The organism is Amycolatopsis sp. NPDC051061 (assembly GCF_040682935.1).
Taxonomy (GTDB): domain Bacteria; phylum Actinomycetota; class Actinomycetes; order Mycobacteriales; family Pseudonocardiaceae; genus Amycolatopsis.
In genome coordinates this window covers 72,892-97,327 of the sequence record NZ_JBFBBZ010000010.1, presented here as the reverse complement: position 1 = coordinate 97,327, position 24,436 = coordinate 72,892, and the positions used below count along the sequence as shown (strand labels likewise).

22 protein-coding genes are annotated in these 24,436 nt (G+C 72.5%); 6 read left to right on the top strand and 16 right to left on the bottom strand.

The window, feature by feature from the left end; genetic code table 11:
* The 9 genes from AB0N03_RS15920 to AB0N03_RS15880 form a co-directional block, all read right to left on the bottom strand.
* Window positions 1–648: a GTP pyrophosphokinase family protein gene (locus AB0N03_RS15920; RefSeq protein ID WP_364371289.1), complete on the bottom strand. Its 648-nt coding sequence runs from the start codon at window positions 646–648 to the stop codon at window positions 1–3.
* A gap of 105 nt (window positions 649–753) precedes the next feature.
* Window positions 754–1,584 (bottom strand): amidohydrolase family protein, encoded by an 831-nt coding sequence (locus AB0N03_RS15915; RefSeq protein ID WP_364371286.1) that lies wholly within the window; start codon window positions 1,582–1,584, stop codon window positions 754–756.
* A 71-nt stretch (window positions 1,585–1,655) separates the two neighbouring features.
* A complete protein-coding gene (locus AB0N03_RS15910) occupies window positions 1,656–3,062 on the bottom strand; it encodes a hypothetical protein (protein ID WP_364371283.1) in 1,407 nt (468 codons plus the stop codon).
* 201 nt (window positions 3,063–3,263) lie between these two features.
* A complete protein-coding gene (locus AB0N03_RS15905; RefSeq protein WP_364371280.1) occupies window positions 3,264–4,139 on the bottom strand; it encodes an LLM class F420-dependent oxidoreductase in 876 nt (291 codons plus the stop codon).
* Between the two features lie 68 nt (window positions 4,140–4,207).
* Window positions 4,208–4,540: a hypothetical protein gene (locus tag AB0N03_RS15900; RefSeq protein ID WP_364371278.1), complete on the bottom strand. Its 333-nt coding sequence runs from the start codon at window positions 4,538–4,540 to the stop codon at window positions 4,208–4,210.
* A 112-nt stretch (window positions 4,541–4,652) separates the two neighbouring features.
* Window positions 4,653–5,936, bottom strand: coding sequence for an alpha/beta hydrolase (locus AB0N03_RS15895; protein WP_364371275.1), 1,284 nt, complete (start codon window positions 5,934–5,936; stop codon window positions 4,653–4,655).
* Between the two features lie 76 nt (window positions 5,937–6,012).
* A complete protein-coding gene (locus AB0N03_RS15890) occupies window positions 6,013–6,792 on the bottom strand; it encodes a hypothetical protein (protein WP_364371273.1) in 780 nt (259 codons plus the stop codon).
* A gap of 100 nt (window positions 6,793–6,892) precedes the next feature.
* Complete coding sequence (locus AB0N03_RS15885; protein ID WP_364371270.1) at window positions 6,893–7,054, bottom strand: hypothetical protein; 162 nt, start codon at window positions 7,052–7,054, stop codon at window positions 6,893–6,895.
* 2 nt (window positions 7,055–7,056) lie between these two features.
* Window positions 7,057–7,836, bottom strand: a complete 780-nt coding sequence (locus AB0N03_RS15880; protein ID WP_364371268.1) for a helix-turn-helix transcriptional regulator — start codon at window positions 7,834–7,836, stop codon at window positions 7,057–7,059.
* A gap of 81 nt (window positions 7,837–7,917) precedes the next feature.
* Here AB0N03_RS15880 and AB0N03_RS15875 point away from each other — a divergent pair, with 81 nt between their 5' ends.
* Both AB0N03_RS15875 and AB0N03_RS15870 read left to right on the top strand, forming a co-directional pair.
* On the top strand, window positions 7,918–8,991 hold the full coding sequence (locus tag AB0N03_RS15875; RefSeq protein ID WP_364371265.1) for a zinc-binding alcohol dehydrogenase family protein: 1,074 nt from the start codon (window positions 7,918–7,920) through the stop codon (window positions 8,989–8,991).
* 13 nt (window positions 8,992–9,004) lie between these two features.
* Window positions 9,005–9,940, top strand: coding sequence for a hypothetical protein (locus tag AB0N03_RS15870; RefSeq protein ID WP_364371262.1), 936 nt, complete (start codon window positions 9,005–9,007; stop codon window positions 9,938–9,940).
* Here AB0N03_RS15870 and AB0N03_RS15865 read toward each other — a convergent pair.
* On the bottom strand, window positions 9,892–11,058 hold the full coding sequence (locus AB0N03_RS15865; protein WP_364371259.1) for a lipase family protein: 1,167 nt from the start codon (window positions 11,056–11,058) through the stop codon (window positions 9,892–9,894). The genes AB0N03_RS15870 and AB0N03_RS15865 overlap by 49 nt on opposite strands.
* A 30-nt stretch (window positions 11,059–11,088) precedes the next feature.
* Window positions 11,089–12,651 carry a GMC oxidoreductase gene (locus AB0N03_RS15860; RefSeq protein ID WP_364371256.1) on the bottom strand — a complete coding sequence of 521 codons (1,563 nt, stop codon included), beginning with the start codon at window positions 12,649–12,651 and terminating at the stop codon, window positions 11,089–11,091.
* 106 nt (window positions 12,652–12,757) lie between these two features.
* Between AB0N03_RS15860 and AB0N03_RS15855 the strand changes: the two genes are divergently transcribed.
* Window positions 12,758–13,375, top strand: coding sequence for a TetR family transcriptional regulator (locus AB0N03_RS15855; protein ID WP_364371253.1), 618 nt, complete (start codon window positions 12,758–12,760; stop codon window positions 13,373–13,375).
* 314 nt (window positions 13,376–13,689) lie between these two features.
* Here the strand turns inward: AB0N03_RS15855 and AB0N03_RS15850 are convergent, their stop codons facing one another.
* Window positions 13,690–14,568 (bottom strand): LysR family transcriptional regulator, encoded by an 879-nt coding sequence (locus tag AB0N03_RS15850; protein WP_364371250.1) that lies wholly within the window; start codon window positions 14,566–14,568, stop codon window positions 13,690–13,692.
* Window positions 14,569–14,695: 127 nt separating this feature from the next.
* On the opposite strand from AB0N03_RS15850, the gene AB0N03_RS15845 reads away from it, so the two are divergent.
* The 3 genes from AB0N03_RS15845 (at window position 14,696) to AB0N03_RS15835 (ending at window position 19,623) form a co-directional block, all read left to right on the top strand.
* Entirely contained in the window at window positions 14,696–15,574 is an 879-nt protein-coding gene (locus tag AB0N03_RS15845) for a TIGR03620 family F420-dependent LLM class oxidoreductase (protein ID WP_364371248.1), read from the top strand.
* Window positions 15,575–15,934: 360 nt separating this feature from the next.
* Window positions 15,935–19,063 carry a family 43 glycosylhydrolase gene (locus tag AB0N03_RS15840; RefSeq protein WP_364371245.1) on the top strand — a complete coding sequence of 1,043 codons (3,129 nt, stop codon included), beginning with the start codon at window positions 15,935–15,937 and terminating at the stop codon, window positions 19,061–19,063.
* A 221-nt stretch (window positions 19,064–19,284) separates the two neighbouring features.
* Entirely contained in the window at window positions 19,285–19,623 is a 339-nt protein-coding gene (locus AB0N03_RS15835; RefSeq protein ID WP_364371242.1) for a hypothetical protein, read from the top strand.
* Window positions 19,624–19,718: 95 nt separating this feature from the next.
* Here the strand turns inward: AB0N03_RS15835 and AB0N03_RS15830 are convergent, their stop codons facing one another.
* Genes AB0N03_RS15830 through AB0N03_RS15815 form a run of 4 tightly spaced genes read right to left on the bottom strand, consistent with a single transcriptional unit; the run spans window position 19,719 to window position 24,379 of the window.
* Entirely contained in the window at window positions 19,719–20,723 is a 1,005-nt protein-coding gene (locus AB0N03_RS15830; RefSeq protein WP_364371239.1) for a hypothetical protein, read from the bottom strand.
* Window positions 20,710–22,881 (bottom strand): xanthine dehydrogenase family protein molybdopterin-binding subunit, encoded by a 2,172-nt coding sequence (locus AB0N03_RS15825; protein ID WP_364371236.1) that lies wholly within the window; start codon window positions 22,879–22,881, stop codon window positions 20,710–20,712. The genes AB0N03_RS15830 and AB0N03_RS15825 overlap by 14 nt, the downstream gene beginning before the upstream one ends.
* Entirely contained in the window at window positions 22,878–23,876 is a 999-nt protein-coding gene (locus AB0N03_RS15820) for a xanthine dehydrogenase family protein subunit M (RefSeq protein WP_364371233.1), read from the bottom strand. The genes AB0N03_RS15825 and AB0N03_RS15820 overlap by 4 nt, the downstream gene beginning before the upstream one ends.
* Window positions 23,876–24,379 (bottom strand): (2Fe-2S)-binding protein, encoded by a 504-nt coding sequence (locus tag AB0N03_RS15815; protein WP_364371231.1) that lies wholly within the window; start codon window positions 24,377–24,379, stop codon window positions 23,876–23,878. Before AB0N03_RS15815 ends, AB0N03_RS15820 begins: the two co-directional genes overlap by 1 nt.
* Window positions 24,380–24,436: the final 57 nt, after the last annotated feature.

The following is a 24,436-nucleotide window of genomic DNA, read 5'->3' as shown; positions in this document are numbered from 1 at the left end:
TCAGCGGATCCGCTCGTGCAGGGCCGCCATGCGGGCGTCGAGGTCCGCCGCCGTCCGGGCCGCGGCCGCGAGCTCGCCCGCGAAGTCCGCCGGGACGCTGTCGGCGTACTTGTAGGACAGCTTGTGCTCGACCGCGGCCCAGAAGTCCATCGCGATGGTGCGCAGCTGGACCTCGACCTTGACCTTCTCGACCCGGTCGGACAGGAACACCGGGATCCGGACGATCAGGTGCAGGCTGCGGTAGCCGTTGGCCTTCGGGCGCGCGATGTAGTCCTTGGTGCGCAGCAGCTCGACGTCGTCCTGGGCGGTGAGCATGCGGGCGACCTGGTGGACGTCGGAGACGAACGGGCAGACCACGCGGATGCCGGCGATGTCGTCGAGGACGTGCGCGGCGGCGATCCAGTCGTCACCGAGGCCGCGCCGGTAGACCTTTTCCTTGATCGCCTCCGGCCGCTTGACCCGGCTCGTGATGTGCTCGATCGGGTCGTGGCGGTGGACGAAGTCGAATTCCTCGCTGAGGATCCGCAGTTTCGTCATCAGCTCTTCGATGGCGAACTTGTACATCAGCAGGAATCGCGGGAGCTGCCCGGCGACGGCGAGCTCATCGGCCGCCTCCCGCAGGTCCTCGGCCGCCTGATCGGTGGTCACTGAAGCCTCGTGCTGTCGTCGGACAATTGCGCGCACCAGGTTACTGCGCTCCACCGGATCAACGAGCACCGGCGGGCCGGAGTTCCCGCCGGTCACCGGATCGGGTCATCGGGTTGGGTCGTCGAAGCCGTAGAGCCGGCGCGCGTTGGCGCCGAGGACCGCGTCACGCGTGGCGGGGTCGGGGACCCAGTCGGCGAGGAGGTCGACGAGGTCGCCGTCGTTCGGCATCGGGCCCCGGCAACCGACGTGCGGCCAGTCGGAGCCGTAGACGCACCGGTCGGGCGCCGCGGCGACGAGAGCCCGCGCGAACGGCACGGTCTCGGCGTACGGCGGGCCGGCGAGCCGGTTGGCGCCGGACAGCTTGACCCAGGCGCCGTCGGCGACCAGGTCGCGCACCGGCCAGTTCCCGGGGCCGGCCGTGACGTCGGGAACGCCCAGGTGGTCGAGCACGTACGGCACGCGGAGCCTCGCGAGTCTCGCCGGGTTCAGCGTGGCCGCGTCGGTGAACAGCTGCAGGTGCCAGCCGTGTTCCGCACAGATCGCTTCCAGGCGATCGAGGGCCGTGAGGTCGACGCCGCCGCGGGTCAGGGTGTTGATCCGCAGGCCGGTGACGCCGGCGTCGTGGAGATCGGCTCGTTCGCGGTCGCTGATGCCCGGGTCGACGACCGCCACGCCCTTGAGCCGGCCCGGGTGGGCACGGAGGGTGTCGAGGAGCAGGGTGTTGTCGGTGCCGTGCACGCTGACCTGCACGAGGACGCCGTAGGTCATGCGCGTGGCGTCGAGCATGGCTTCGTAGGCGGCGGCCGTGGCGGGCGGCGGGGTGAAGCTGCGGTCGTCGACGACGTGGGCGTGGGTGTCGACGGATCCGGGCGGCACCTCGACCCGGACCGGGGCGCGGGGCCGCGGGTCCGGGCCGGGGCAGTCGGGGTGCTCCACGAAGTCAGTGTGGCACTTCGCGCTGACGGAGGGTGTGCACCGGCCCGCCGCCGGCGCACACCCTCCTGGTCTCACTTTCCTTCGGTGGCAGATTCGGTGGCAGATTCGGTGGCGGATTCGGTCGCGGTTTCGGTGGTGGTGTCGGCGGTGGCGGTCCCGGTCGCGGTCTCGCCCTGGGCTGAAGCGGCGACGCACTTCTCCGCCACCGCGGCCGCGGCTGCCTGCTCCGCCTCGTCGCCGGCCGCCTTGTTCTTGTTCTTGTTCTTGTCCTTCGCCTTGGCCTTCTGCTGGCCGTTGCCGTTCTGGTCGGCGGCCATGCCCTGCTGGTCCGCGGCCGCGCCGGAGCCGGCGGCGGCTTGGGTGACGCAGTCGAGAACGGCGGCGCAGTCCTGGTCGGCGACGACGTTCTGAGCCGCGGCTTCGTCCTGCGCCGCGGCTTCGTCCTGGGCTGCCATGCCCTGCTGGCCGGCCATGCCGTTCTGGTCGGCCATGCCGTTCTGCTGGGCCATACCGTTTTCGTCGGCAGCCTCGTTCTGCTGGGCCATGCCGTTCTGGTCGGCCATACCGTTCTCGTTGGCCATACCGTTCTGCTTGGCCATACCGTTCTCGTTGGCCATGCCGTTCTGGTCGGCCATACCGTTCTCGTTGGCCATACCGTTCTGCTTGGCCGCGCCGTTCTGCTTGGCCTTGCCGTTGCCGTTCGCCATGCCGTTCTCGGCGGCCATGCCGTTGGCGTCGGCGGCTCCCGCGGCCTGGGCCACGCACTGCTCGACCACTTCACAAGCCTGGGCGGCCGCGTCGTCCTGGGCGGCCGCGTCCTGCTCGCCGGCCATGGCGTTCTCGTCGGCGGCGCCGTTCTCCGCCGCCTTGCCCTTCTGCTTCGCCTTGCCGGCCTTGCCCTGGTCGGCGGCTTCCTGCTGCCCGGCCATACCGTTCTGGTCGGCCATGCCGTTCTCCGCGGCCATACCGTTGCCGTCGGCCATGCCGTTCTCGGCCGCCGCGCCGTTCTCGGCCGCCGCGCCGTTCTCGGCCGCCGCGCCCTGCTGGGCGGCCTTGCCGTTCTTCGCCTTGCCGTTGCCCACGGCCATGCCGTTCGCGCCGGCCTGGGCGTCCTCTTCGGCGACTGCGTCCTGCTCGGCCGCTCCCGCGATCGCCGCGCACTGGGCCGCGACCGCGTTGGCCGCCACCGCTCCGCCGCAGCCGGCCGCCGCGCGGCGCTGCTGGATCTGGTCGACCACCGCCTGGCGGTTGGCTATCCGGGCCGCCGACTGGGCGTCCGGGGCCGCCTGCTGGCCCGCGATGAACGTCAGGTTGTTCTGCAGCGCCGTGTCCAGGCCGCCGCAGCTCTCCGTCGCCGCGTTGCTCGCCGGGCTGCTGAGGGCGATCGCCGTCGCTGTCGCCCCCGCGACTCCCAGCAGCGCCGCCAGCCCGATCGTGGCCTGTTTGCGGTGTCGTCCGGTACTGCGTCCGTGGGGCATCAGCCCCTCCTCTCTGGTCGCCACCTCACCACGGCACACGGCGCGACGCCGTGAACGGTTCACCGCAAAAGGAAAACAACCGGAGAGTCCACTGTGGACGAAGAGGGCACACCACACCCGGAACCGGCGGTCCGCCGGTTCACCCCCTGACTACCAGGGCCGAAGTAATCCGGAGGTGAACCCGCGGGCCGGACGCCGGAACTACCCGAGGTCGGCCAGCTGCGGCACGGCCGGGGCCATGCCCTCGATCCACGCCGACGGCGAGCCCGTGGTCGGCGTGATGATCGCCGTCCGGATCCCGAGCTTCGCGTAGTCCGCCATTGCCCGGACGAAGTCGTCGCGGGTTTCCGGTGCCGGACGCGGGTTGTTGGCCAGGACCGTCTTGCGGATCTCGTCGTAGTCGCGGCCGACGTCGTCGCAGTGGCCGCGCAGCACGTCCAGCTTGTGCGCGACGTCCTCGGGCGAGGACGCGAACAGATTGCACGCGTCGCCGTACTGCGCGACGAGCCGCAGCGTCTTGCGCTCCCCGCCGCCGCCGATGAGCACCTTCGGCCGGCTGATCGGCTGGGGCGAGCAGAGCGTCTCGGCGAGCTGGTAGTGCTTGCCCTCGAACGGGCCGTTGTCCGCCGGGTCCCACATCTGCCCGCAGATGCGCAGCGTCTCCTCCAGCCGCTCGAATCGCTCGGAGATCGGCGGGAACGGCACGCCCATCCCCCGGTGCTCGCGTTCGAACCAGGCCGCGCCGACGCCCAGCACGGCCCGGCCGCCCGAGAGGACGTCGAGGGTGGTGACGATCTTCGCGAGCAGGCCGGGGTGCCGGTAGGTCACGCCGGTGACGAGCAGGCCGAGCTCGATCCGGGACGTGTGCGCGGCGAGGAAGCCGAGGGTGGTGTAGCCCTCCAGCATGTTCGACTCGGCGGGCAGGCCCGTCGGCTCGATCTGGAAGTAGTGGTCCATGAAAGACAACCAGGTCGCCCCGGCTTCCTCCGCGGCGGCGCCCACCCGGGCGAGCTCGCCGGCGATGGCGGTGGTCCCGCCGTCGATGTCGAAGATGGGAAGGTGGAAACCGAGCTCCATGAAGCGTTCTCCTGACGTGCGGTCGGCGTGGCCCTCACGCTAGAGCCTGGAGCGCGCTCCAGGTCAAGCTAGCTCAGCCGCGCCACCAGGTCCGTGGCGATCCGGTGCTCCACCGGCGCCGGCACCGGCTGGACCGCGGCGGCCAGGCCACCCGCGGCCACCGCCGCCAGGCTGCGGACCTGCAGGGTGAGCCCCAGATCCATGGCTTGGATCGAGTTCCCGTTCGCCGCGGTCGGGTTGAGCATCCGGCCCCGGTCGAGGACGACGATCTCGCGGCCGTCGGCGAGCACGTGCCCGAGACGCCGCCCGGTGAGCACCGGCGCGGTCTCCTCGACGGCGGCCGCGGTCAGCGGCATGTGCTCGAGCGCCCACCGCGTACCGGCGTGCGGGGATGAAGACATGACTTTTCCTTACGGTTGACAGAGAACGGGACCCGGAGCGGGTCCGTCAACCGTAGAAGTCGCAGCGGTACGAGTGATCGCCGAAGATCGCCCGTCCGCTCGTGCCTCCAAGCTACCCCACGGCCGCAGCCAGGAAGTCCGCCACCTCGGGGGGAGCGCCGCCGCCGGTGGTCACCGGGACGCCCGCCGCGCGCAGGTGGTCGGCGAACTCCCCCGACTTGCGGCCGCCCTCGATCAGGAACGGCGGCGCCCCCGTGGCCGGGTACGTCAGCGGGCTCGCTTCGCGCAGCGTCGCCGGGTCGCGGCCCAGCGCCAGCAGGATCGACGCCCGGGTGAGCGGGTCCTGACCCGTGAAGCCGAACTCGGCCGGGGCGTCCAGCGCCGCCACCGCCCGGACCGGGCTGTTCGCGTCCCGGGCCACGCCGAGCAGCGACGCCAGCGTGCCACCCGTTCCCGTGCCCACGGCCGTGATCCGCGCCGGGTCGACGTTCAGCGCCGCCGCATTGACCATGAGAAACCGGACCGCGCACTTCGCGTCGGTCAGCGGCGCGGGCCAGCGGGCCGCGGGCGCGAGGCGGTAGTCGATCGAGGCGACCGCGAACCCCCGCGCCGTCAGCGCGTCGCGCAGGGGGACGAGTCGCGACCCGCCGAGCAGCGCGCCCGGGCCGGCCGGCTTGCGGTTGCCGAGGACGAGGCCACCGCCGTGCAGGAACAACGCCACCGGGGCGGCCCGGGCGTCCGGGCGCGGGCGGGCGATGTCCATGACGAGCGGGATCCCGTCCGGGCGGCAGTACTCGACCGTGCTGCCGTCGAGCAGCGTCGAGGCCGTCTTGCCGCTGATGTTGTCACCGGCCGCGACCGTTCCCGCCGCGGCGGTCGCGAGCACCAGCAGGAGCACGGGGAACAGCACGATCCACGCCGACACGCGCCGCGCCGTCGACGGCCGCGGGTGCGCCCGCCGCCGGGCCGCGACCAGGAAGCCGAAGACGGCGATGACCTGCAGCGCGGCCGCGGCGTAGTCGGTGAAGCCGACGACGGTGTCCGCCGGCTGCCAGGGGTCGAAGCGCGTCAGCAGCCCGAGCGGCCGGCTCGCCACCCACAACGCGAGGCTCGCGGTCGCGACGAGCGCACCGGCCCGGGCGGTCTTGCGGGTCGGCCACCCGAGCACGGCGACGAAGGCGACGAACTCGACGGCGGCGAACAGGCCGAACAGCATCGCGTAGAACTGCCAGACCTGCCACAGCGCGGCGAGCGACGCAGCCGGGGTCAAGGCGCCGCCGAGGGCGGCGAAAGCGGCCGTGACCAGTACCGGACCGCGTCGCAGTGGCGGCGGCGTGGCGTAGCGCGAGGTCGTCGACGGGTGGCGTGTGCCGTAGTACCCGTCGACGACCTTCATGACGCCAGTGTCACCCCGGCGCGGGTCCGCCGCCACGAATCAGGCGAACCCGGCGAACGAGCCCGCCCCGGATCGACTACTTGCGCGCGGCCGTGTAGTTCCGGAACAGCAGGTACGTGTCCAGGATGTCGGACGAGGCGCTCTGGACCGAGCGGTAGATCCCCCACTTGGGGCGCACGTAGTCACCCTGATCGGGGTTGTTGACGGTGGACATGCTGCCCTGCGCGGCGACCGGCGCACCGGATCCGGTGCCGTTGCGGATGACGCACGACGCCTTGCCCTTCGAGCCCGGCGTGAACGTCCATTCGATGGTGATCCACTTGTTTCGCAGCGGCGAGAGATCGGTGGCCGCGATGCTCGGCGACCCCGAGTTGGCGTAGGCACGGGCGTTGAGCATTTCCTTGCTGCCGCTGCGGGTCAGGTCCAGCGTCACCCACGGGCCGCCGTTGGTGGACGGGGTCTTGGTCTGGAAGATGTGGGTGAACTTGCCGGTGCCGTGCAGGGTGCCCGGGATGTACATCTCGTAGGAGAGCGTCCACGTCTCTCCGTCGTGCATCTTGAGCGTGGTGCCGTTCTGGACCATGCCCTTGGACTCGGTGCGCTGGCGGTCGCCGCCGCCGGTGGTGTCGCGGTCGTCCTTCCAGATGGTGAAGCGGTAGTGGTCGCCCTCGACCACGACGTATTTGCGGTCGGGGTGGAGGTTGCCACGGTCGGCCTCGATGCCCTCGAAGGCCTTGAGGCCGTCGGTGGCGGGGTCGGGATGCCACAGCGGGGCCGCTTGGGCGGGCAGCGCCGTGCACAGCATGAGCGGGACGGCGAGAGCGAGGGCCATCCGGCGGGAGAATTTCGGCATCATCGGTGTGTCCTTCCTGGCGAGAAATTCGGCAGGGGTGCACATCGGTCGGCGGACGGACCCGGCAAACCGGGCTGGACATCCGATGTCTAGCGCCACGAAGTTAGCGCTTTCCGGTGCTCGTTGGCAAGACGTCCGCGCACTTGGTCGACGATTCATCGGAGGACTGGTCGCTGGTGCTGTTCCACGGCTTCACCGGCACCGGCCGGGGCCGGCCCGGACCGGCCGCGGTCTCGCCGACGACGGTCTCGTCCTGCTCGGCCACACCTACCTGCCACTGGCAGGCGCGTAGATCGTCAAGCGCAGCGCCGGGTCCTCGGCCGCCTGGAACGTCGCGTAGTCGAACACCGCCGGCTCGGGCCGGTACAGCGTCTTCCGCCCGGGTCCGCTCCGGCCGACCTCGTGGCGGTCCCACCACCCGGGGAACTCCGGACAGCCGGCCCGCAGCCCGGCCGCGAGCCCGGTGAACGCCGGGTCGCCGGCCCACAGGTCGTGCGCGGCGCGGAACTGCGCCACCGTGTGCTCGGCCTGCGCGGCCCAGCCCGGTCCGAACAGCCGCCGCCCGCGCTCGCCGAGCAGCAGGAAGACCAGGACGTTGCGGTCCGCCTCCGGCACCGCGCCGAAGTCCGTGAACAGCTCGGCCGCCGCGGGGTTCCAGGCCAGCACGTCCCAGCGGCCGCCGGTCACGTAAGCGGGCTCGCTCAGGCCCTCGACGAGCCGCCGGGTGGCTTCCGGCACCCGCTCGCGACGGAACGGGGTCCGGGCCGGGTTCCGGGCCAGGGCACGCAGGTGGGCGCGCTCGGCGTCGTCCAGCCGCAGGGCGCTCGCGAGGGCCTCGACCGTCGCGGACGACGGACTGACCGTGCGGCCCTGTTCGAGCCGGATGTACCAGTCGACCCCGATGCCGGCCAGCTCGGCGACCTCTTCGCGACGCAGCCCCGGCGTCCGGCGGCGGCGCCGGTCCGGCAATCCGAGCGCCGCCGGGCTCAGCCGTTCGCGCCGGGACCGCAGGAACTCCCCCAGCCCGGCGCGGGCCGCGTCCGGCATGACGACCTCCGCCTGGCACTCGACAGTCCCAGGATGATACCAGGCCTGGATACCCTTCTCGCTCTTCCCGACGATGGGGACATGAAAGCCGCAGTCCTCGAAGAATTCGGCAAGCCGCTGTCGGTGCGCGAAGTCCCCGCACCGACGCTCGGCACCGGAGAAGTCCTGGTCGACGTCGTCGCCGCGGCCGTGCTGCCCTACGCGGCAGAGGTGTTCCGCGGCGAGCGGAACTACCAGCTCACCCTGCCGGTCGTGCCCGGCGCCGGCGCGATCGGCCGGGTGCACGCGACCGGCCCGGACTCGACCCGCCTGGCCCCCGGTGACTGGGTGCTGTGCGATCCGGTCATCCGCTCCCGCGACGACGCGCTCACCCCGGACATCACGCTGCAGGGCCTGAGCGCACGGGGCGAGGGCGGCCTGTTCCTGCAGCGCCACTTCGGCCACGGCGCCTACGCCGAGCAACTCCTCCTCCCGACCGAAAACGCGATCCCCCTCGGGCCGATCGACCCGGCGGAAGCCGGCCGGTGGACCGCGCTCACGCTGTGTCTCGTGCCCTACGGCGGCTTTCTCGCGGCCGGCCTGCGCCCCGGCGAGACCGTGCTGGTCAGCGGCGCCACCGGGAACTTCGGGAGCGCGGGGGTCGCCGTCGCGCTCGCCATGGGCGCGGCGTGCGTGGTGGCACCGGGGCGCAACGAAGCCGCCCTCGACGACCTCGAACGGCGGTTCGGCACCCGCGTCCGGACCGTCCGGCTCACCGGCGACGACGACACGGCCCGCCTGCGTGCCGCGGCGCCGGGCCCGATCGACGTCGTCCTCGATCTGCTGCCGCCCTCGGCGAGCACCGCGCCCGTGCGCGCCGCGGCGATGGCGGTCCGCGAGTACGGCCGGGTCGTGCTGATGGGCGGGGTCGGCATGCTCGGCGGCGACGACCTCGCCCTGCCCTACCCCTGGCTCATGCGCAACGGCATCACGGTGCGCGGCCGGTGGATGCAGCCGCGGACGGCGAACGCGAGCATGATCGCCCTGGCCCGATCCGGATTGCTCGACCTCGGCCAGTTCGCGGTGACCGAATTCGGCCTCGACGACATCGCCGGCGCCCTCGACCACGCGGCGAGCGGCCGGACGCGGTTCGCTCTCACGGTCGTCCGTCCGTGAGTAGCTTCGAAGGATGACCCGACTCGCCCGCCATGACAAGATCGCCGCCGCCCTCGAAGACGCACCCGGCGACATCCTCGCCGACGCGCGCCCGCTCGGCACCGGGATCGGCGGGTCGACCTGGCTGCTGCGGGTGGCGGGCGAGCCCGTCTTCGTCAAGCGGGTCGCGCTCACCGACGTCGAGCGGCGGCACGAAGGCTCGACGGCCGACCTCTACGGGCTGCCGCCGTGGTCGCACTACGGGGTCGGCTCGGCGGGCGGCGGGGCCTGGCGCGAGCTGGAAGCACACCTGAGGGCGACCGAATGGGTCCGCACCGGCGAGTGCGAGAACTTCCCGCTCCTGCACCACTGGCGGATCCTCGAGGGGCTGCCACGCCCCCACGCCGACATCGAGCGGGACGTCGCGTTCTGGCACGGCGACCCGGGCGTCCGGCGCCGGCTCGAGGCGCTCGCCGGGGCCACCACCGACCTGGTGCTGTTCCTCGAGTGCCTGCCGCGGGATCTCGCGCACTGGCTCGACGGCAACCCCGGCGGCTGGGCACTGGCCCACCGTGACCTGCGCGGCATCACCGAGTTCCTGGCCGGGAAGGGTGTTCAGCACTTCGACGCGCACTTCGCGAACATCCTCACCGACGGGGAACGGCTGTACCTCACCGACTTCGGGCTCGCGGCGATGCCGGACTTCGCGCTTTCGGCGGCCGAAGCGGAGTTCCTCGCCGAGCACTCCACGCACGACCGGGCCTACGTGCTGACCCGCTTGGCGAACTGGGCCGTCCGGCACCACATCGAGGACGCGGACGACCTCGGCCGCTACGCCCCACTGGCCAAGGTCGTCAACGACTTCTACTTCGCGCTGCACACCGAAGACCGGAGGACGCCGTATCCGAAAGACGAGATCGCTCAGCAGCTGGAGCGCGCCGGCTTGCCCGCGAACCGGTCGCCCAGGTAGTTCACGACGTCACCGGCGGAGAACGCCAGCGTCGTCACGTGTTCGCCGAGGTAGGTGCCCCACGTGACGTCCACCCCGGCCGCGCAGTACTCGCGCCGCAGCGTCTGCGCCTGCGACAGCGGGATGATCTCGTCGACGCTGCCGTGGAACAGGAAGATCGGCGCCTCCGGCGGGCGGGCGCCCAGCTCGTTCTCGGCCAGCCGGGCCTGCCACTTCGGGGTCGTCAGCGGGTTCGACGTCGTGTAGTCGGCGATGTGGCCGAAGGCGTAGCCGAACACGGCGTCGACGCACGCGTCCTGCTGCGTCTCGTACAACGTGCGGCCACGCTCGTTGAGGTAGGCGGGCAGGTCCAGCTCCGGGTACGCCGCGTCCAAGCCCAGTGCCGAGAGCAGCAGGAACCCGAACCCGACACTGCCCTCGAGGCCCCGAGCCACGACGTTCAGGTCCGCGGGCGTCCCGCCGGCCGTGATGCCGGCGACGTGCAGCTCCGGCGAGTACGACGGCGCCAGCTCACCCGCCCACGCCGCTCCCCCGCCGCCCTGCGAGTAACCCGAGAACGCGACCGAGCCGCCAGCGGCCAGGCCCGCGGCCGGCAGCCGGGTGGCCGCGCGGGCCGCGTCGATCACCGTGTGGCCTTCGGACCGGCCGACGATGTAGGTGTGCAGGCCCGGGGTACCGAGGCCCTCGTAGTCGGTGATCGCGACGGCCCAGCCGCGGTTCAGCATCGCGTCGACGAACAGCGGCTTTTCGTAGTCCGGCTGGAACTTCGACGGCGCGCAGCGGTCGCCGATGCCGCGGGTGCCGCTGGCCACCGACACGATCGGGCGCGGGCCGGCGCCGGTCCACGGCGTCGCCGGCACCAGGACGCGGCCCGACACCGCGATCGGCGTGTCCGTCGCGGACCGCGACCGGTACAGCACCAGATAGCCCTTGGTGCCGGACGAGTCCGGCAGCGGCCGCCACCAGACGACGTCGCCGTCGGCGCCGTCCGGCAGCGGGCTCGGCGGCGTGTAGAAGGCGTCGCCGTCCGGGCCGCGCGGTGGCTCCGCGGCGTCCGCCGGGCTTGCCGTGGTGAACACCAGGAGCACGGCCAGCAGGACCGTCCACAAGCGACGCATGAGAACTCCTCGTTGAGTCCGTAAAAGGATCTAGAAAACAGAGCCGACGTCTTCGGCGATCAGGTGGTCCAAGGCCCGTTCGGCGACCGCGGCGATGGTCATCGACGGGTTGCAGGCGGCGGTCGTCCCGGGCATCAGCGCGCCGTCGAGCACGTAGAGGCCGCGGTGGCCGAGCACGCGGCCCTCGAGGTCGCAGACCGACCCCATCGCGGCACCGCCGAGCGGGTGCCAGGTGCTGGGCGCGACGGCGGTCGTGTCGAGCAGCACGCCGAGCGGGCCGGCGATGCGGGCGATGCGTTCGTGGATGCGGGTACTCAGCTTCGCGTCGGCGTTCGAGGGCCAGTGCAGGACGGCGTCGTCCTTCGCGGCGTCGTAGACGAACCGGCCGCGGCCGGCGCTGATGCCGTACCCGACGAGCATCGTGGTCCGCAGGTCCGGCAGCGGCGGCAGGGACGCCTGGATGACGGTGTTGGCGGTCGCGGGGTCGTCCCACTCCTTGCTGCCGTAGACGACCGGGCCGCCCTGCGGGGCACCGAAGTCGTCGGCGAGGTTCGTCCAGGTGTAGATGCGGTCGCCGTTGGTGCCCCACCCGGCGCCGAGCGCGTCGGGCAGGTCGGGGATGTCGCCCTTCGCGCCCGCGCGCATCAGCAGCTTGGTCGTGTTCGCCGTGCCGGCCGCCATGACGAGCGCCTTCGCCGTCAGGACCTTCTTCTCCAGCACGGTCCCGGACGTGTCGATGCGGTCGACGCGGATCTCCCACCGGCCGTCGGACGCGAGCGCGACGTCGGTGACGTGGTGCAGGGTCGCGACGGTGCAGCGGCCGGTGGCCTCGGCGGCGGCGAGGTAGGTGACGTCGACCGAGTGCTTGCCGCCGTTGTTCACCCCGAGCGCGCAGTCGCCGTTGGTGTAGGACGGTTTCATCTCGCCGTCGAGCTCGCGCAGGGCGTAGTCCCAGTCGATCGGCATCGGGATCTTTTCGACGGCGTAGCCCGCCTCGCGCGCGTTGCGGGCGAAGACTCGCGAGGCCTTGTACGGCTTGCTCTCGACGAGAGCGTCCGGCGCGGTCGCGATGCCGAGCATCCGGGCGACACGCGGGTAGTACTCGGCGTCCAGCCGCGCGTAGTCGAGCTGCTCGGGGAAGCACGCGTGGAACAGCTCGGCCGTCGGCTGCAGCGTCATGCCCTGGTAAACCAGCGATCCGCCGCCGACGCCGGCCGCGCACATCATGCTCATGCCCTGGCCGGTGACCTGTTCGAGCAGCCCGGTGTAGCGCTCGAACGGCGGCAGCGACGGCAGGCCGGGCAGCGACGGCGCGGAGCCGAGCCAGAAGATCCGCTTGTCGGGTGCCGACGTCGGGTGCGGGAACGTCTCGGCGTCCGGGCCGGTCGGCCAGCGGCGGCCGCGTTCGAGCACCAGCACCGGCACCCCGGCCCGCGCGAGCCGCAACGCCGTGACCCCGCCGCCGAACCCGGAGCCGATGACCACGACCCGGTGTTCCTCCCGGGTGACCGGCACCCGGCCCGCGCCGAGCGCGGTGACGCCGGCGACGGCGGCCGCGCCCCGCAGGACGGTTCGGCGGTTCAGGCTGCGCATGGGCGGCTCCTTCGGCGACGGTGATGACTGTCGGTAAAGGTAGGAACCCGAACCGAGAGATGGAACGGATTGCCGGTCTCATTACTCGCGAGTAGCATTCCGGCCCATGCGCGCTGTGCGACCGTCCGTGGCCGTGCCCCGGCGCGTCGACGCCCGCCGCAACCGCGAGGCGATCCTGCGCGCGGCCGACGAAGCCTTCAGCGAAGACGCCGACGTGGCGCTGGACGAGGTGGCTCGCCGCGCGGGCCTCGGCCGGGCGACGGTCTACCGGCACTTCCCCGACCGCACGGCACTCGCGCTCGCCGTCGCGGCCCACCACCTGGCGGCGTTCAAACTCCAGGTGCGCGGCTACGAGTCGTTCCGCGAGCTGCTGCGGGCGGTGCTGGCGATGCAGGCCCGGCGGCGCCCGCTCGTCCGGCTGTTCCGGGAACTGCCGGAGCGCAGCCAACGCCAGTACACCCACGCCCTGGTTTCCTTGCTGCGCCCCGCTTTCGAGGAAGCACAACGGGAAGGCAGCGTGCGCGCGGACCTGGAGCCCGCGGACCTGGCGCTGCTCTTCGAGATGCACGAAGCGGCGCTCGTGTCGGGGCTGACGCCGCGGGAACCGGCGGAACCGGCGGAGCGCCTGGTGCGGGTGTTCCTCGACGGCCTCGCTTGCTCCGAACGTGTGAACGCGCTTCCCCGGCCCGAAGATCCGCAGGTCGGACCACAGAAAAGTGATTGACCGCCGGAAAGCGTGGGTACTTCCGGAACACGGCACCGGTGCCCGGGTTCCAGGTCCCCCTCACCGGGCCGCACCCTCCGTCCGTGCCCGGGTACGGCCACGGCACCGCCACGCACATTTCTCGTCCACCGGAGAGCACCATGACCAACGACTCAGGAGCATGGCACGCCAAACTGCAGCGCGAACAGGAAGCGATCGAGCGGAAGCGGGCGCAGCAGGCCTCGCGAACGCCGGCCGGGACAGCCGCCGCGCCCCGCTGACCGAACCGTCCACAAAGGATGCCGCGGTGCCCGGCCGAGGCGCCGCGGCATTCGTCATTCCGGTGCGACGAGCAAAGCTTCCGCGCCCTGGCGGAACGCCGCCACGAGCCGGTTGCGCTCGCCCGCGCGCGTCGCCACCGCCACCCGGCTCGGCTCGACGCCCGTCAGCGGCACGATCGTCAGATCCGGACGCAGGCCGGTGACGTTCCCCGGCGCCGCCGGGATGATCGCCACCGCCTGCCCGCTCGCCACGAGCTCGATCTTGTCCTCGATCGCGTCGATGACCGGGCCACCGGGCGCCGGACGGCCGTCCGGACGCGGGTCGACGCGCCAGAACGCGTCCCACTCCGGGTCGAGCGCGCGCGGCAGCGGCTCGTCGGCGATGTCGTCGAGCGTCACGGATTCCTTGCCCGCCAACAGGTGGTCGCTCGGCAGCAACACCACGCGGGGCTCGTCGTAGAGGACCGTTACGTGCAGCCGCGCCGCCCGCAGCGGCAGCCGGACGACCGCCACGTCGACGCGGTGCTCCAGCAGCGCCGCGCGGGCGTCGTCCCAGGCGAGGTGCTGGGTGCGCACGTCGGCGTCGGGGTGGCGGCGGCGCAGCTCGCGCACCACCGGCGTGACGATCAGGTTCCCGGTGTAGCCGACGGTGATCCGGCTGGGCCGCGCGACCGCCCGCGCGTGGGCCACCGCGTGGCCTGCCGCGCGCAGCAGCTCCGCGGCGAGCGGGAGGAACGCCTCGCCGGCCTCGGTGAGCCGCGTGCCCTGCGGGGTCCGGTCCAGCAGGCGGGCACCCACCTGCTGCTCGAGCCGCACGATCTGCCGGCTCAGTGATGACTGCGTGAGGTGCAGTTCGGCGGCGGCGCGGCCGAAGTGCCGGTGCTCCGCGACGACGGCGAAGCCGCGCACCAAGCGCAAATCGAGGTCGGCCATACCGCCAGCCTAGCTTCGTGAACTGCGGTGATGCACGAATCGCGGCACGCATCGCGAAACGATCATTGGACTCGGCGCGTCCGGCGAAGCCACGGTGGAAGGACCACACCGTCTGAGAGGGAGTTCCATGACGATCTTGGGGCCCGTCGGCGTCTACCTGCCGATTTCGTTCACCCGCACGCCGCCGGCCGAGAGCCAGCGCGAGGCCGTGCGACGGCTGGAGCGCGCCGGGTACCGGACCGTGTGGACGAACGAGGTCGTCGGCGGCAAGGACGCGCTCGTGCAACTGGCGGTGCTGCTCGCCGCGACGGAACGGCTGACGGTCGGCACCGGCATCGCGAACATCTGGGCCCGCGAGCCGCAGACCTTGCACGCCGGGGCGGCGTTCTTGGCCGACGCGTACCCGGACCGGCTCGTGCTCGGCGTGGGCGTCGGTTACCCGCAGCAGGCCGAGGGCACCGGCCGGGACTTCGGCAGCCCGCTGGCCACCCTGCGCGACTATGTCGAGCGGATGGATTCGGAGACCTGGCCGCCGGCGCCCGAAGCGAAGTATCCGCGGCTCCTCGGCGCGAACGGGCCGAAGATGCTCGCCCTCGCGGGCGAGATCGCGGACGGCGCGCTGCCGGCCAACCTGCCGCCGGCGTTCACCGCCGAAGCCCGGTCGGTGCTCGGCCCGGACAAGCTGCTGGTCGTCGGCCTGGCCGTGGTCCCGGACGCCGACGCCGACCGGGCGAAGGCGGCGGCGATCGAGAAGATCTCCGGCACGCTGAACCTCCCCACGTTCTCGAACGCCTTGCGCCGCTTGGGTTTCCCGCTGGACGACGTGGCCGGGATCGCGGACGCGGTCGTGGCCCACGGCGGCCCGGACGCCATCTCCGCCAAGGTGCGCGAGCACCTCGCCGCGGGCGCGGACCACGTCCTGCTCATGCCCCCGACGACCGACGACTTCACCGCCGACGTCACGGTGCTGGAACGGCTCGCCCCGGCGTTCGACGGCCTCGGTTGACGGGCGCCGGGCGGCTGGTGCGCGCTTCCCAGGCATAGACCTCTTTGCGCAGCCGGTAGTACTCGTCCGCCGGCGCATCACCAGCGCGAGATAGCCGTCCTTCGCCCCTTCGAGCACGACTGGCCGCGCGACGCCGGCCCGTCGTTCCCGGCGCCGAGCGGCACCGTCACCCCGGCGGGGCTGGACAAGGCGGCGCTCGAAATCAGCGGACTGCGGGCGACGGCGCGCCGGGCCTCCTCCGGCGCGCCGTCCGGCCGGCTCTTGACCACCGGACCCGGCGGACTTAAAGTCAGCGTGCCCCGCCTGATGTTAACGTTAACATCATCTTCGTCCCCGACGCGCCCCGAAGGATCGACAACGATGAAGTTGTTCTCCCCGCGCCGTTTCGGCGTCGTGCTGGCCGTCGTGGCCGCCCTCGTCCCCCTGGGCAGCGCCGGTGCCGGCGCCGCTCCCCCGCCGTCCGTGCGGGAGGCCGCGAGCGCCCTGTCCGTGCCCGGCATCGACGACGTCCGCGGCAACCTCACGCTGCCGACGGCCGGCGCGGGCGGCACGAGCGTCGCCTGGACGTCGTCCGCTCCCGCCGTCGTCACCCCGACCGGCGAAGTCACCCGGCCGCCGACCGGCACCAAGCCCGCGAAGGTCGTCCTGACCGCGAAGGTCAGCCTCGGCCGCGAGAGCACCACGCGGCGGTTCGCCGCGACCGTCGTCCCGAAGCCGGACCAGGAACCGTTGGCGGGCTACAGCTTCTTCTACTTCACCGGCGAAGGTACCTCCGACGGCGAGCAGATCTACTCGGCGCTGAGCAAGGGCAACGACCCGCTGAACTGGACCGAGCTGAACAACGGGCGTCCGGTGCTCAAGTCGAGCCTCGGCGAGCTGGGCGTGCGCGACCCGTTCATCCTGCGCTCGCCCGACGGCGACAAGTTCTACCTGCTCGCCACCGACCTGCGGATCTACGCCGGCCGCGGCTGGGACGCCGCCCAGCGCTCCGGCAGCCGGTCGATCATGGTGTGGGAGTCCACCGACCTGGCGCACTGGTCGCGTCAGCGCAGTGTCCAGGTGTCCCCGCCGACCGCGGGCAACACGTGGGCGCCGGAAGCCTCCTGGGACGCGAAGCGCGGGACGTACGTCGTGTACTGGGCCTCGAAGCTCTACGCCGAGAACGACCCGAACCACGCCGGCGACAGCTACAACCGGATGATGTACGCGACCACGCGCGACTTCGTCACCTTCAGCGCGCCGCAGGTGTGGAACGACCCGGGCTATTCGGTGATCGACTCGACGGTCATCAAGGACCAGGACACCTACTACCGGTTCACCAAGGACGAACGCAACAACACGTCCTCGACGCCGTGCAGCAAGTTCATCACCGAGGAGAAGTCGGCCGACCTGCTCGACCCGCACTACGGCTTCGTCGCCGACTGCATCGGCAAGGCGACGGCGACCAGCCCGGGGCTGTCAGCGGGCGAAGGTCCGACCGGGTTCAAGTCCAACACCGAAAACAAGTGGTACGTGTTCATCGACGAGTTCGGCGGTCGCGGCTACGTCCCGTTCGAGTCCACCGACCTGAACTCGGGCAGGTGGACGATGTCGGCGGGCGCACACCTGCCGGCGTCACCGCGGCACGGCACCGTCCTGCCGGTCACGCAGGCGGAGATGGCCCGGCTGAGCGCTCCCCCGGCGCCGGTGCGCGCCGACGCGAACGGCTTGGTCGCGCACTGGCCGCTGGACGCGAAGTCGGGGCAGGTCGCGACCGACACCACCGGCCACGGCTACGACGGCGCCCTCGCCGGCGACGTGTCGTGGACCGACGGCTCGCTGTCGTTCGGCGGCGCGAACGGACACGTCCAGCTGCCGAACAACCTGCTGACCGGCGCCGCGGCGGCCACCGTGTCCGCCGACGTCCTGGTCGACCCGGCCCAGCAGACGCCGTACTTCCTGTGGGGCTTCGGCAACACCGCACCGTCCGGAGCCGGCGACGGCTACCTGTTCACCACCGGCGGCACCGCGAGCGGCGGCCTGCGCGGCGCGATCGCGACCGGCAACTGGACGACCGAGCAGCAGGTGGCCTCGAGCGGCGGGCTGCCGCGCGGGGTCTGGAAGAACCTGACGCTGACCGTCGGCGACGGCGTAGCGGTGCTGTACCTCGACGGCGTCGAGGTGGGACGCAACGCGAACGCCACGATCAAGCCGTCGGACCTCGGCGGCGGCGTCACGGCGGCGAACTACCTGGGCCGGTCGCTCTACGCGAGCGACAAGTACTTCCGCGGCAAGATGAAGGACGTGCGGCTGTACAACCGGGCCCTGACGGGGCTTCAGGTGGCGGCGCTGCCGTCGAACAGCACGACGATCCGGTCGGTCGAGCTGTCTTCGCTGAAGACGCCGGCCGTCATCGACTCCGGCGCGTCGACCGTCGTGCTGCCGGTGCAGCCGGGAACGGACCTGCGCCGGCTGGCGCCGAGGTTCGGGCTGGCGCCGGGGGCCACGATCAAGCCGGACGCCCGGACGGTGGACCTGAGCCGGCCGCGGCAGTTCACGGTGACCGGCGCCGGCGGTGACCGTCGCGTGTGGACGGTCGAGGCGCACGAGACGCGCAGCCCGGTGCTGCCGGGCTACCACGCCGACCCGAACATCGTCGCGTTCGGGGACACGTATTACCTGTACCCGACGACGGACGGCTTCGACGGCTGGAGCGGGACCAAGTTCTCGGCGTGGTCGTCGAAGAACCTCGTCGACTGGACGAACCAAGGCGTCGTCCTCGACCTCGGACCGGACGTCAGCTGGGCCGACAAGAACGCCTGGGCGCCGACGATCGCGCAGCGCAACGGGAAGTACTACTTCTACTTCTGCGCCGAAGCCAAGATCGGCGTGGCCGTGAGCGACTCGCCGACCGGCCCGTTCGTCGACTCCGGCAAGCCGCTGATCGCGACGAACCCCGACGGCGGCCAGGCGATCGACCCGGCGGTGTTCGTCGACGCGAGCGGGCAGCCGTACCTGTACTGGGGCAACGGCAACGCATACGTGGTGCCGCTGAACGAGGACATGGTCTCGTTCGACCCGGCGAAGATCACCCGCCTGACCGGGCTGGACGGCTTCCGCGAGGGCCTGTTCATGGTGCAGCGGAAGGGGACGTACTACCTGAGCTGGTCGATCGACGACACCCGCAGCGAGGACTACCGCGTCGGCTACGCGACGGCGCCGTCGCCGACCGGCCCGTTCACCGACCACGGGCTGATCCTGGGCAAGGACGCCCACCTGGGCATCCTCGGCACCGGCCACAGCTCGATGCTCCAGGTCCCGGGCACGGACGACTGGTACCTGGCCTACCACCGCTTCGGCATCCCGGGCGGCGACGGCACCCACCGCGAAACGACGATCGACAAGCTGACCTTCCGCCGCGACGGGACGATCGTCCCGGTGACGCCGACGCTGGAAAGCGTGCGGCCGGAGCGGGTCCCGCAGTGCCGCGGGAAGGTCCGCTACAGCTGAACCCGGTGGTCCCGGGCTTCGCCGTGGCGGGAACACGGCGGCCCGGGATCCCGCGGGCGGTCAGGCCGAGGATGAGGCCGGCGTCGTGCTCCGTCAGGACCCCGATTCTGCCACCCGAATCGGTGAGACGGAGATCACCAGCGCCCGGGTTTACCCCACCACGGGCGGGGTAAACGTCAGCCGTTCAGGTTCCTCAGCTTCTTCCGTCCAGGAGTCGTTTGATGACCAGCGTTCTGACCGGCGGTCTCGGGAACGCCCGGCCCGTTCCGGTCCCGCGCCGCCGTCCGGTCGCCCCCGACGCACTCGCCGAGTTGGCGCACCTCGCCGCGCTGGCCGAGCTCGCCCGGAACTCGTCGCCGTCGCTCATGCACCACGCGATCCTCGCCGGCACCAGCCCCACGACCGCGGCCGCCGCGGCGAAGATCGACGTCGCCGAGGCGCACGTCCGGTGGCACGCGTGGGCGGAGACCGCGGTGGGTCTCGACGAATACCTCCGCGTGCACGCTGCCTTCGCCGAAGCCGTCATCGCCCGCCACGAAGCTTTCGAGGACGAACTGTGAAAACCCAAGAGACGACCCTGGCCGACCTCGAAGCACTCGGCGACGCGGCCACCGAGCTGCTGCAGAAGATCACCGAGGAGCTGGCGACCGCGGCGTCACGGCGCTGAAGCGGGCCAGCGCCGCCAGACCGCCACGTGCAGGATCACCGCCAGGCTGAGCGCGTTCAACGTCGTGTGGGTCGTCCAGCCCGTGACCAGCCGCTCCGGCACTCCCGCCCAGCGCGCCACCAGCGGCAACGCCGCCGACAAGGCCACCGTCAGCAGCGCCACCAGCACCAGCACCAGGCTGCGGCCGGGCAACGGCGTCAGCCGGATCGCCGGCCACGCTTCGAACAGCATCGCCACCACGAGCGCCGACGCGATGGCCGCGCCCGCGACCGGCGGGAGCCGATCCGGCGGCGCCACCGCGTAGGTGGTCCAGGCACAGGCGAGGACCGCGCCGTGCGCCGTCGCCAGGCGGACCGCCCGCCGCCGGATGCGCGCGAACGGCCAGCCGCGCAGCGCCACGTACCAGACCATCTGCCACGCGCCCAGCACGGCGAACCACGCGCCGTAGTCCTCGGCCGGCACCAGGCCGGTGCGGACCAGGGCCAGGTACAGCGCCAGCCCCGCGATCCAGCACACCGCCAACGCCGCGACACCCGGCCAGCGCGAGCCGCGGCCCCGCAGCGGCCAGCCCTCCCCGACCAGCGTCAGCTGCAGCATCAGCGTGAAGATGCCCGCGGCCAGCGGCACCGACGCCGTCCCGGTCACGGCCCGGGCGAGCAGCGTCAGCGCCGCTCCCCCGGCCACGACGAGCGCCGTGTCGGACAGGCCCGACCAGCCGCCGCGCAGCAGGCTGCCCGGCCAGTCCTCCCACCAGAACGCGATCATCGCGACGATCGGCAGCGCGAACGTCACCGGCGGCCCGAGCGCCTCCAGCGTGGTCGCCGGGCCGCCCGCGCCCGCCGCGAGCAGCGCGGTCACCGGCAGGACGAAGGCCAGCCCGAGCAGCCCCCGCCGGGGCTGGTTCCGCCGCGCGTCGGCCAGGGCTACCGGGGTGAGCGCGTCCGGCTTGCAGACCGCCGGGCGATCGTCCGCGAGCTGCTCAGAGGACGTCATCGAGGCGGATCGGCAGCCGGTGGTGACGCTTCCCCGTCGCGTGGTGGACGGCGTTCGCCACGGCCGCCGCGACCCCGACCATCGCGACCTCGCCGAGCCCCTTCACCCCGACCGGGTTGAACAGCAGGTCCGGCTCGTCCACGAAGGCGACGTCGACGCGGTGGACGTCGGCGTTGACCATGATCGGGTACTCCTCGAGCGTCGAGTTGAGGAAGCCGCCGAACCGGTCGTCGGCCAGGCTCTCCTCGCGCAGTGCCCCGCCGATGCCCCACACGACGGCGCCGCGCACCTGGCTCGCCGCGGTCACCGGGCTGGCGACCCGGCCGCAGTCGACGACGCTGACCACGCGCGGCACGCGGATCCGGCACGTCGTCGGCTCCACGCGGACCTCGACGAAGTGGGCCACCCAGCTGAACGTGCAGAACTCGGGGAAGACCGGGCCGGAAATGGCCAGGTGCCCGGCCTTCGCCTGGTCGAGCGCTTCGGGCGGCTGACCGGGCCCGAGGGTGCTCGCTTCGACCTCGACCGGGTGCCCGGCGCGCTCGACGGCCGCGGCGACGTCGACCTCGCCGGTGTCGGCGACGTTCAGGTGCTTGCGCAGCTCCCGCAGTCCGGAGTGGACGGCCGGCAGCGCGCTCGCCGTCCCCCACGAACCCGCGGTGAGGTGCTGCGCCGCGAACCGCGTGTCGCCGACCCGCACTTCGACGTCACGCGCCGGGATGCCGAGGTCCCTGGCCACGAGCAGCGCGATCGCCGAGCGGATGCCCTGGCCCATTTCGTGGCCGTCGACGCCGACCGTCACGCAGCCGTCCGCGCCGGCGGTCAGGTGCGCGACGGCGGGCACGATGCTGCCCGGGTAGTTGCCCGCGGCGACACCCCAGCCGATGAACGAACCGTCGTCGGCCCGCATCGAGCCGGGCTCCGGGTTCCGGTCCGCCCAGCCGAACTCTTCGGCGCCGCGGCGGAGGCACTCGGCGAGGAAGCGGGTGGAGAAGGGCCGTCCGGTGACCGGGTCGGTCATCGTGTCGTTGGCCAGCCGCAGCACGACCGGGTCCTGCCCGGTGGCGTAGGCGAGCTCGTCGACGGCCGACTCGAAGGCGAAGGCCGCCGAGCTCTCGAACGGCGCCCGCATGTAGCCCGGCGTCTGCACGTCGGTCTGGACGAGGCGGTGCCGGCCGCGGAACGCCGGGAAGCCGTAGAGCCGCGACGTGACCTCGGTGTGCATCGCCGGGAACAGGTCGTGCCGGGACGTCTGCTGGTCGACCTCGTGGACGGCGGCGAGGATCTTGCCGGACGCGTCCGCGCCGAGGCGGACGCGGTGGCGGGTGGCCGGGCGGAAGCTCCCGTTGTGGAACGTCTGGGTGCGGGCCAGCACGAGCTTGACCGGCCGCCCGAGGCGCCGCGCCACCAGGGCGAGCGGGCCGAGGTGCGGCTGGAGCGAGTTCTTCTGGCCGAAGCCGCCGCCGACGTACGGCGAGCGCACCTCGATGTCCGCGGCGTCGATGCCGAGCTGCTGGGCGAGACCGTGCCGGAGCGCGGCCGCGTTCTGGGTGCCTTCGTGCACGACGAGCGTGTCGCCCCGCCATTCGACGACGCCGCCGTTCAGCTCCATCGGCACGGCGTGCTGCGCCGCGTACTCGTAGGTGCTGTCGATCCGGACCGGGCTCGCGTCGACCGCCGCGTCCGCGTCGCCGACCTTGATGTCGGCGAGGAACGGCAGCGGGATCGCCTCCTCCTGCACGAGCGTGGTCGCGCCCTCGGCGCCGAGGTGGACGGCGAAGGGCTCGGTCTCGTACTCGGCGGTGACGAGCTCGGCCGCCTCGGTCGCGGCGACCAGGTTCTCGGCGACGATCAGGGCGATCGGCTGGCCGCGATAGGCGATGTGGTCGTCCAGCAGCGGCTGCAGGCTCTGGAAGGAAAACCCGCCGCCCATGATGAAGCCGGCGCCGCGCAGCTCTTCGGCGTCGAAGCGGGTGACGGTGAGCAGGACGCCCGGCACGGCCTCGGCCGCGGTGGTGTCCACCCGGGTGACCCGGCCACGGCCGATCCGGGCCAGGGCGAGCGTCGCGTAGGCGACGCCCTCGGGCACGCGGTCGGTCCCGTAGGCGGCTTGCCCGGTGACCTTCTCGTAGGCGTCCACTCGGCGCGTGTCGGTCATCGGGAGGCCCTCTCCGCAGCGATGCGCACGGCGTCGGCGACGGTGCGGATGCCCAGCTCGACTCGGAATCCGTTGTAGGTGCCGGGACGTGCGCCGGCGAAGGCGACTTCCCCGGCGTGGCGGGCGGCCTCGGGCGTCAGGGGTGCGCCGCGCAGCACGCGTTCGGCGTCGCCGGCCCGCCACGGCCGCGTGGCGACGCCGCCGAGCGCGATCCGGCAGTCGCCGATCACGCCGTCCTCGACGGTCAGCGCGACGGCCGCGGACGCCAGCGCGAAAGCGTAGGACTCGCGGTCACGGATCTTCAGGTAGGTGGAGCCGCGGCCGGCGGGCGTCGCGGGGACGCGGATGCGCAGGATGAGCTCGTCCGGGTCCAGGGTGTGCTCGCGCGTCGGGTCGTCACCCGGTTCGACGTGCAGCTCGTCCAGGGGAACCGTGCGCTCGCCGCGGGGGCCGACGACGTCGACGACCGCGTCGAAGGCGAGCAGCGCGATGGCCCAGTCACCGGGGTAGGTGGCAATGCACGCGTCGCTGGCGCCCAGCAGCGCGTGGGTGCGGTCGTGGCCTTCGAGCGCCGCGCAGCCGCTGCCGGGGTCGCGCTTGTTGCAGGGGAACTCCGGGCCGCCGCGGAAGTAGCCGCAGCGGGTGCGCTGCAACAGGTTCCCGCCGACGCTCGCCATGTTGCGCAGCTGCTGGGACGCGGCCCGCCAGAGCGACTCGGACAGGGCGGGGTACTCGTCGCGGACGGCCGGGTGGTCGGCGACATCGGCCATCCGGGCGCCGGCGCCGAAGACCAGCTCGTGTTCGCGGGTCTCGATGGCGTTCAGCTCGGGCAGCCGGTGCACGTCGACGACGGCGGGCGGGGTCTCGATGCCGAGCTTCATGAGGTCGTAGAGCGTGGTGCCGCCGGCGAGCACCTTGGTGCCGGGCGCGGCGTCGCGGAGGGCGTCGACGGCATCGACCACGCTGCCGGGCGCGATGTAGGCGAAGGAACGCATCAGCCCTCCTTGCTTGGTTCTTTTGTAGCGGCGGCGGCGGCCGCCTGCCGGACGGCGGCGACGATGCCGACGTAGGCGCCGCAGCGGCAGAGGTTGCCGCTCAGGTACTCGCGGATCTGGTCGTCGTCGGCCGTGTGGCCTTCGGCGATGCAGGCGAGGCCGGACATGATCTGGCCGGGCGTGCAGTAGCCGCACTGGAGCGCGTCGTGGTCGACGAAGGCCTGCTGCAGCGGGTGCAGGGCGCCGCCGGGGCCGGCGACGCCCTCGATGGTGGTGACGTCCTGCCCGGCGGCCTGCACGGCGGGGGTCAGGCAGGAGACCACGCGCCGCCCGCCGAGGTGCACGGTGCAGGCGCCGCAGTGGCCCTGGTCGCAGCCCTTTTTGGTGCCGGTCAGGCCGAGCCGTTCCCGCAGCACGTCGAGCAGCGACTCACGGGGATCCAGCTCGAGCCGGACGGCCTCGCCGTTGACGGTCGCTTCGACGGTGGTTTCTGGAGTGGACACGCGGCGACGCTAGCCCCGCGCGCGGGTGGGGCGCCTTCCCGTGGTTGCTGCCCGGGC

What these genes read in the sequence shown, in the direction of transcription:
- AB0N03_RS15840 (WP_364371245.1), top strand. Translation starts at nt 15,935, where the DNA reads ATGAAGTTGTTCTCCCCGCGCCGTTTCGGCGTCGTGCTGGCCGTCGTG.
- AB0N03_RS15820 (WP_364371233.1), bottom strand. Translation starts at nt 23,876, where the DNA reads ATGCGTTCCTTCGCCTACATCGCGCCCGGCAGCGTGGTCGATGCCGTC.
- AB0N03_RS15880 (WP_364371268.1), bottom strand. Translation starts at nt 7,836, where the DNA reads ATGCCGGACGCGGCCCGCGCCGGGCTGGGGGAGTTCCTGCGGTCCCGG.
- AB0N03_RS15875 (WP_364371265.1), top strand. Translation starts at nt 7,918, where the DNA reads ATGAAAGCCGCAGTCCTCGAAGAATTCGGCAAGCCGCTGTCGGTGCGC.
- AB0N03_RS15830 (WP_364371239.1), bottom strand. Translation starts at nt 20,723, where the DNA reads ATGACGTCCTCTGAGCAGCTCGCGGACGATCGCCCGGCGGTCTGCAAG.
- AB0N03_RS15865 (WP_364371259.1), bottom strand. Translation starts at nt 11,058, where the DNA reads ATGCGTCGCTTGTGGACGGTCCTGCTGGCCGTGCTCCTGGTGTTCACC.
- AB0N03_RS15900 (WP_364371278.1), bottom strand. Translation starts at nt 4,540, where the DNA reads ATGTCTTCATCCCCGCACGCCGGTACGCGGTGGGCGCTCGAGCACATG.
- AB0N03_RS15855 (WP_364371253.1), top strand. Translation starts at nt 12,758, where the DNA reads ATGCGCGCTGTGCGACCGTCCGTGGCCGTGCCCCGGCGCGTCGACGCC.
- AB0N03_RS15850 (WP_364371250.1), bottom strand. Translation starts at nt 14,568, where the DNA reads ATGGCCGACCTCGATTTGCGCTTGGTGCGCGGCTTCGCCGTCGTCGCG.
- AB0N03_RS15905 (WP_364371280.1), bottom strand. Translation starts at nt 4,139, where the DNA reads ATGGAGCTCGGTTTCCACCTTCCCATCTTCGACATCGACGGCGGGACC.
- AB0N03_RS15870 (WP_364371262.1), top strand. Translation starts at nt 9,005, where the DNA reads ATGACCCGACTCGCCCGCCATGACAAGATCGCCGCCGCCCTCGAAGAC.
- AB0N03_RS15890 (WP_364371273.1), bottom strand. Translation starts at nt 6,792, where the DNA reads ATGATGCCGAAATTCTCCCGCCGGATGGCCCTCGCTCTCGCCGTCCCG.
- AB0N03_RS15910 (WP_364371283.1), bottom strand. Translation starts at nt 3,062, where the DNA reads ATGCCCCACGGACGCAGTACCGGACGACACCGCAAACAGGCCACGATC.
- AB0N03_RS15835 (WP_364371242.1), top strand. Translation starts at nt 19,285, where the DNA reads ATGACCAGCGTTCTGACCGGCGGTCTCGGGAACGCCCGGCCCGTTCCG.
- AB0N03_RS15895 (WP_364371275.1), bottom strand. Translation starts at nt 5,936, where the DNA reads ATGAAGGTCGTCGACGGGTACTACGGCACACGCCACCCGTCGACGACC.
- AB0N03_RS15845 (WP_364371248.1), top strand. Translation starts at nt 14,696, where the DNA reads ATGACGATCTTGGGGCCCGTCGGCGTCTACCTGCCGATTTCGTTCACC.
- AB0N03_RS15825 (WP_364371236.1), bottom strand. Translation starts at nt 22,881, where the DNA reads ATGACCGACACGCGCCGAGTGGACGCCTACGAGAAGGTCACCGGGCAA.
- AB0N03_RS15860 (WP_364371256.1), bottom strand. Translation starts at nt 12,651, where the DNA reads ATGCGCAGCCTGAACCGCCGAACCGTCCTGCGGGGCGCGGCCGCCGTC.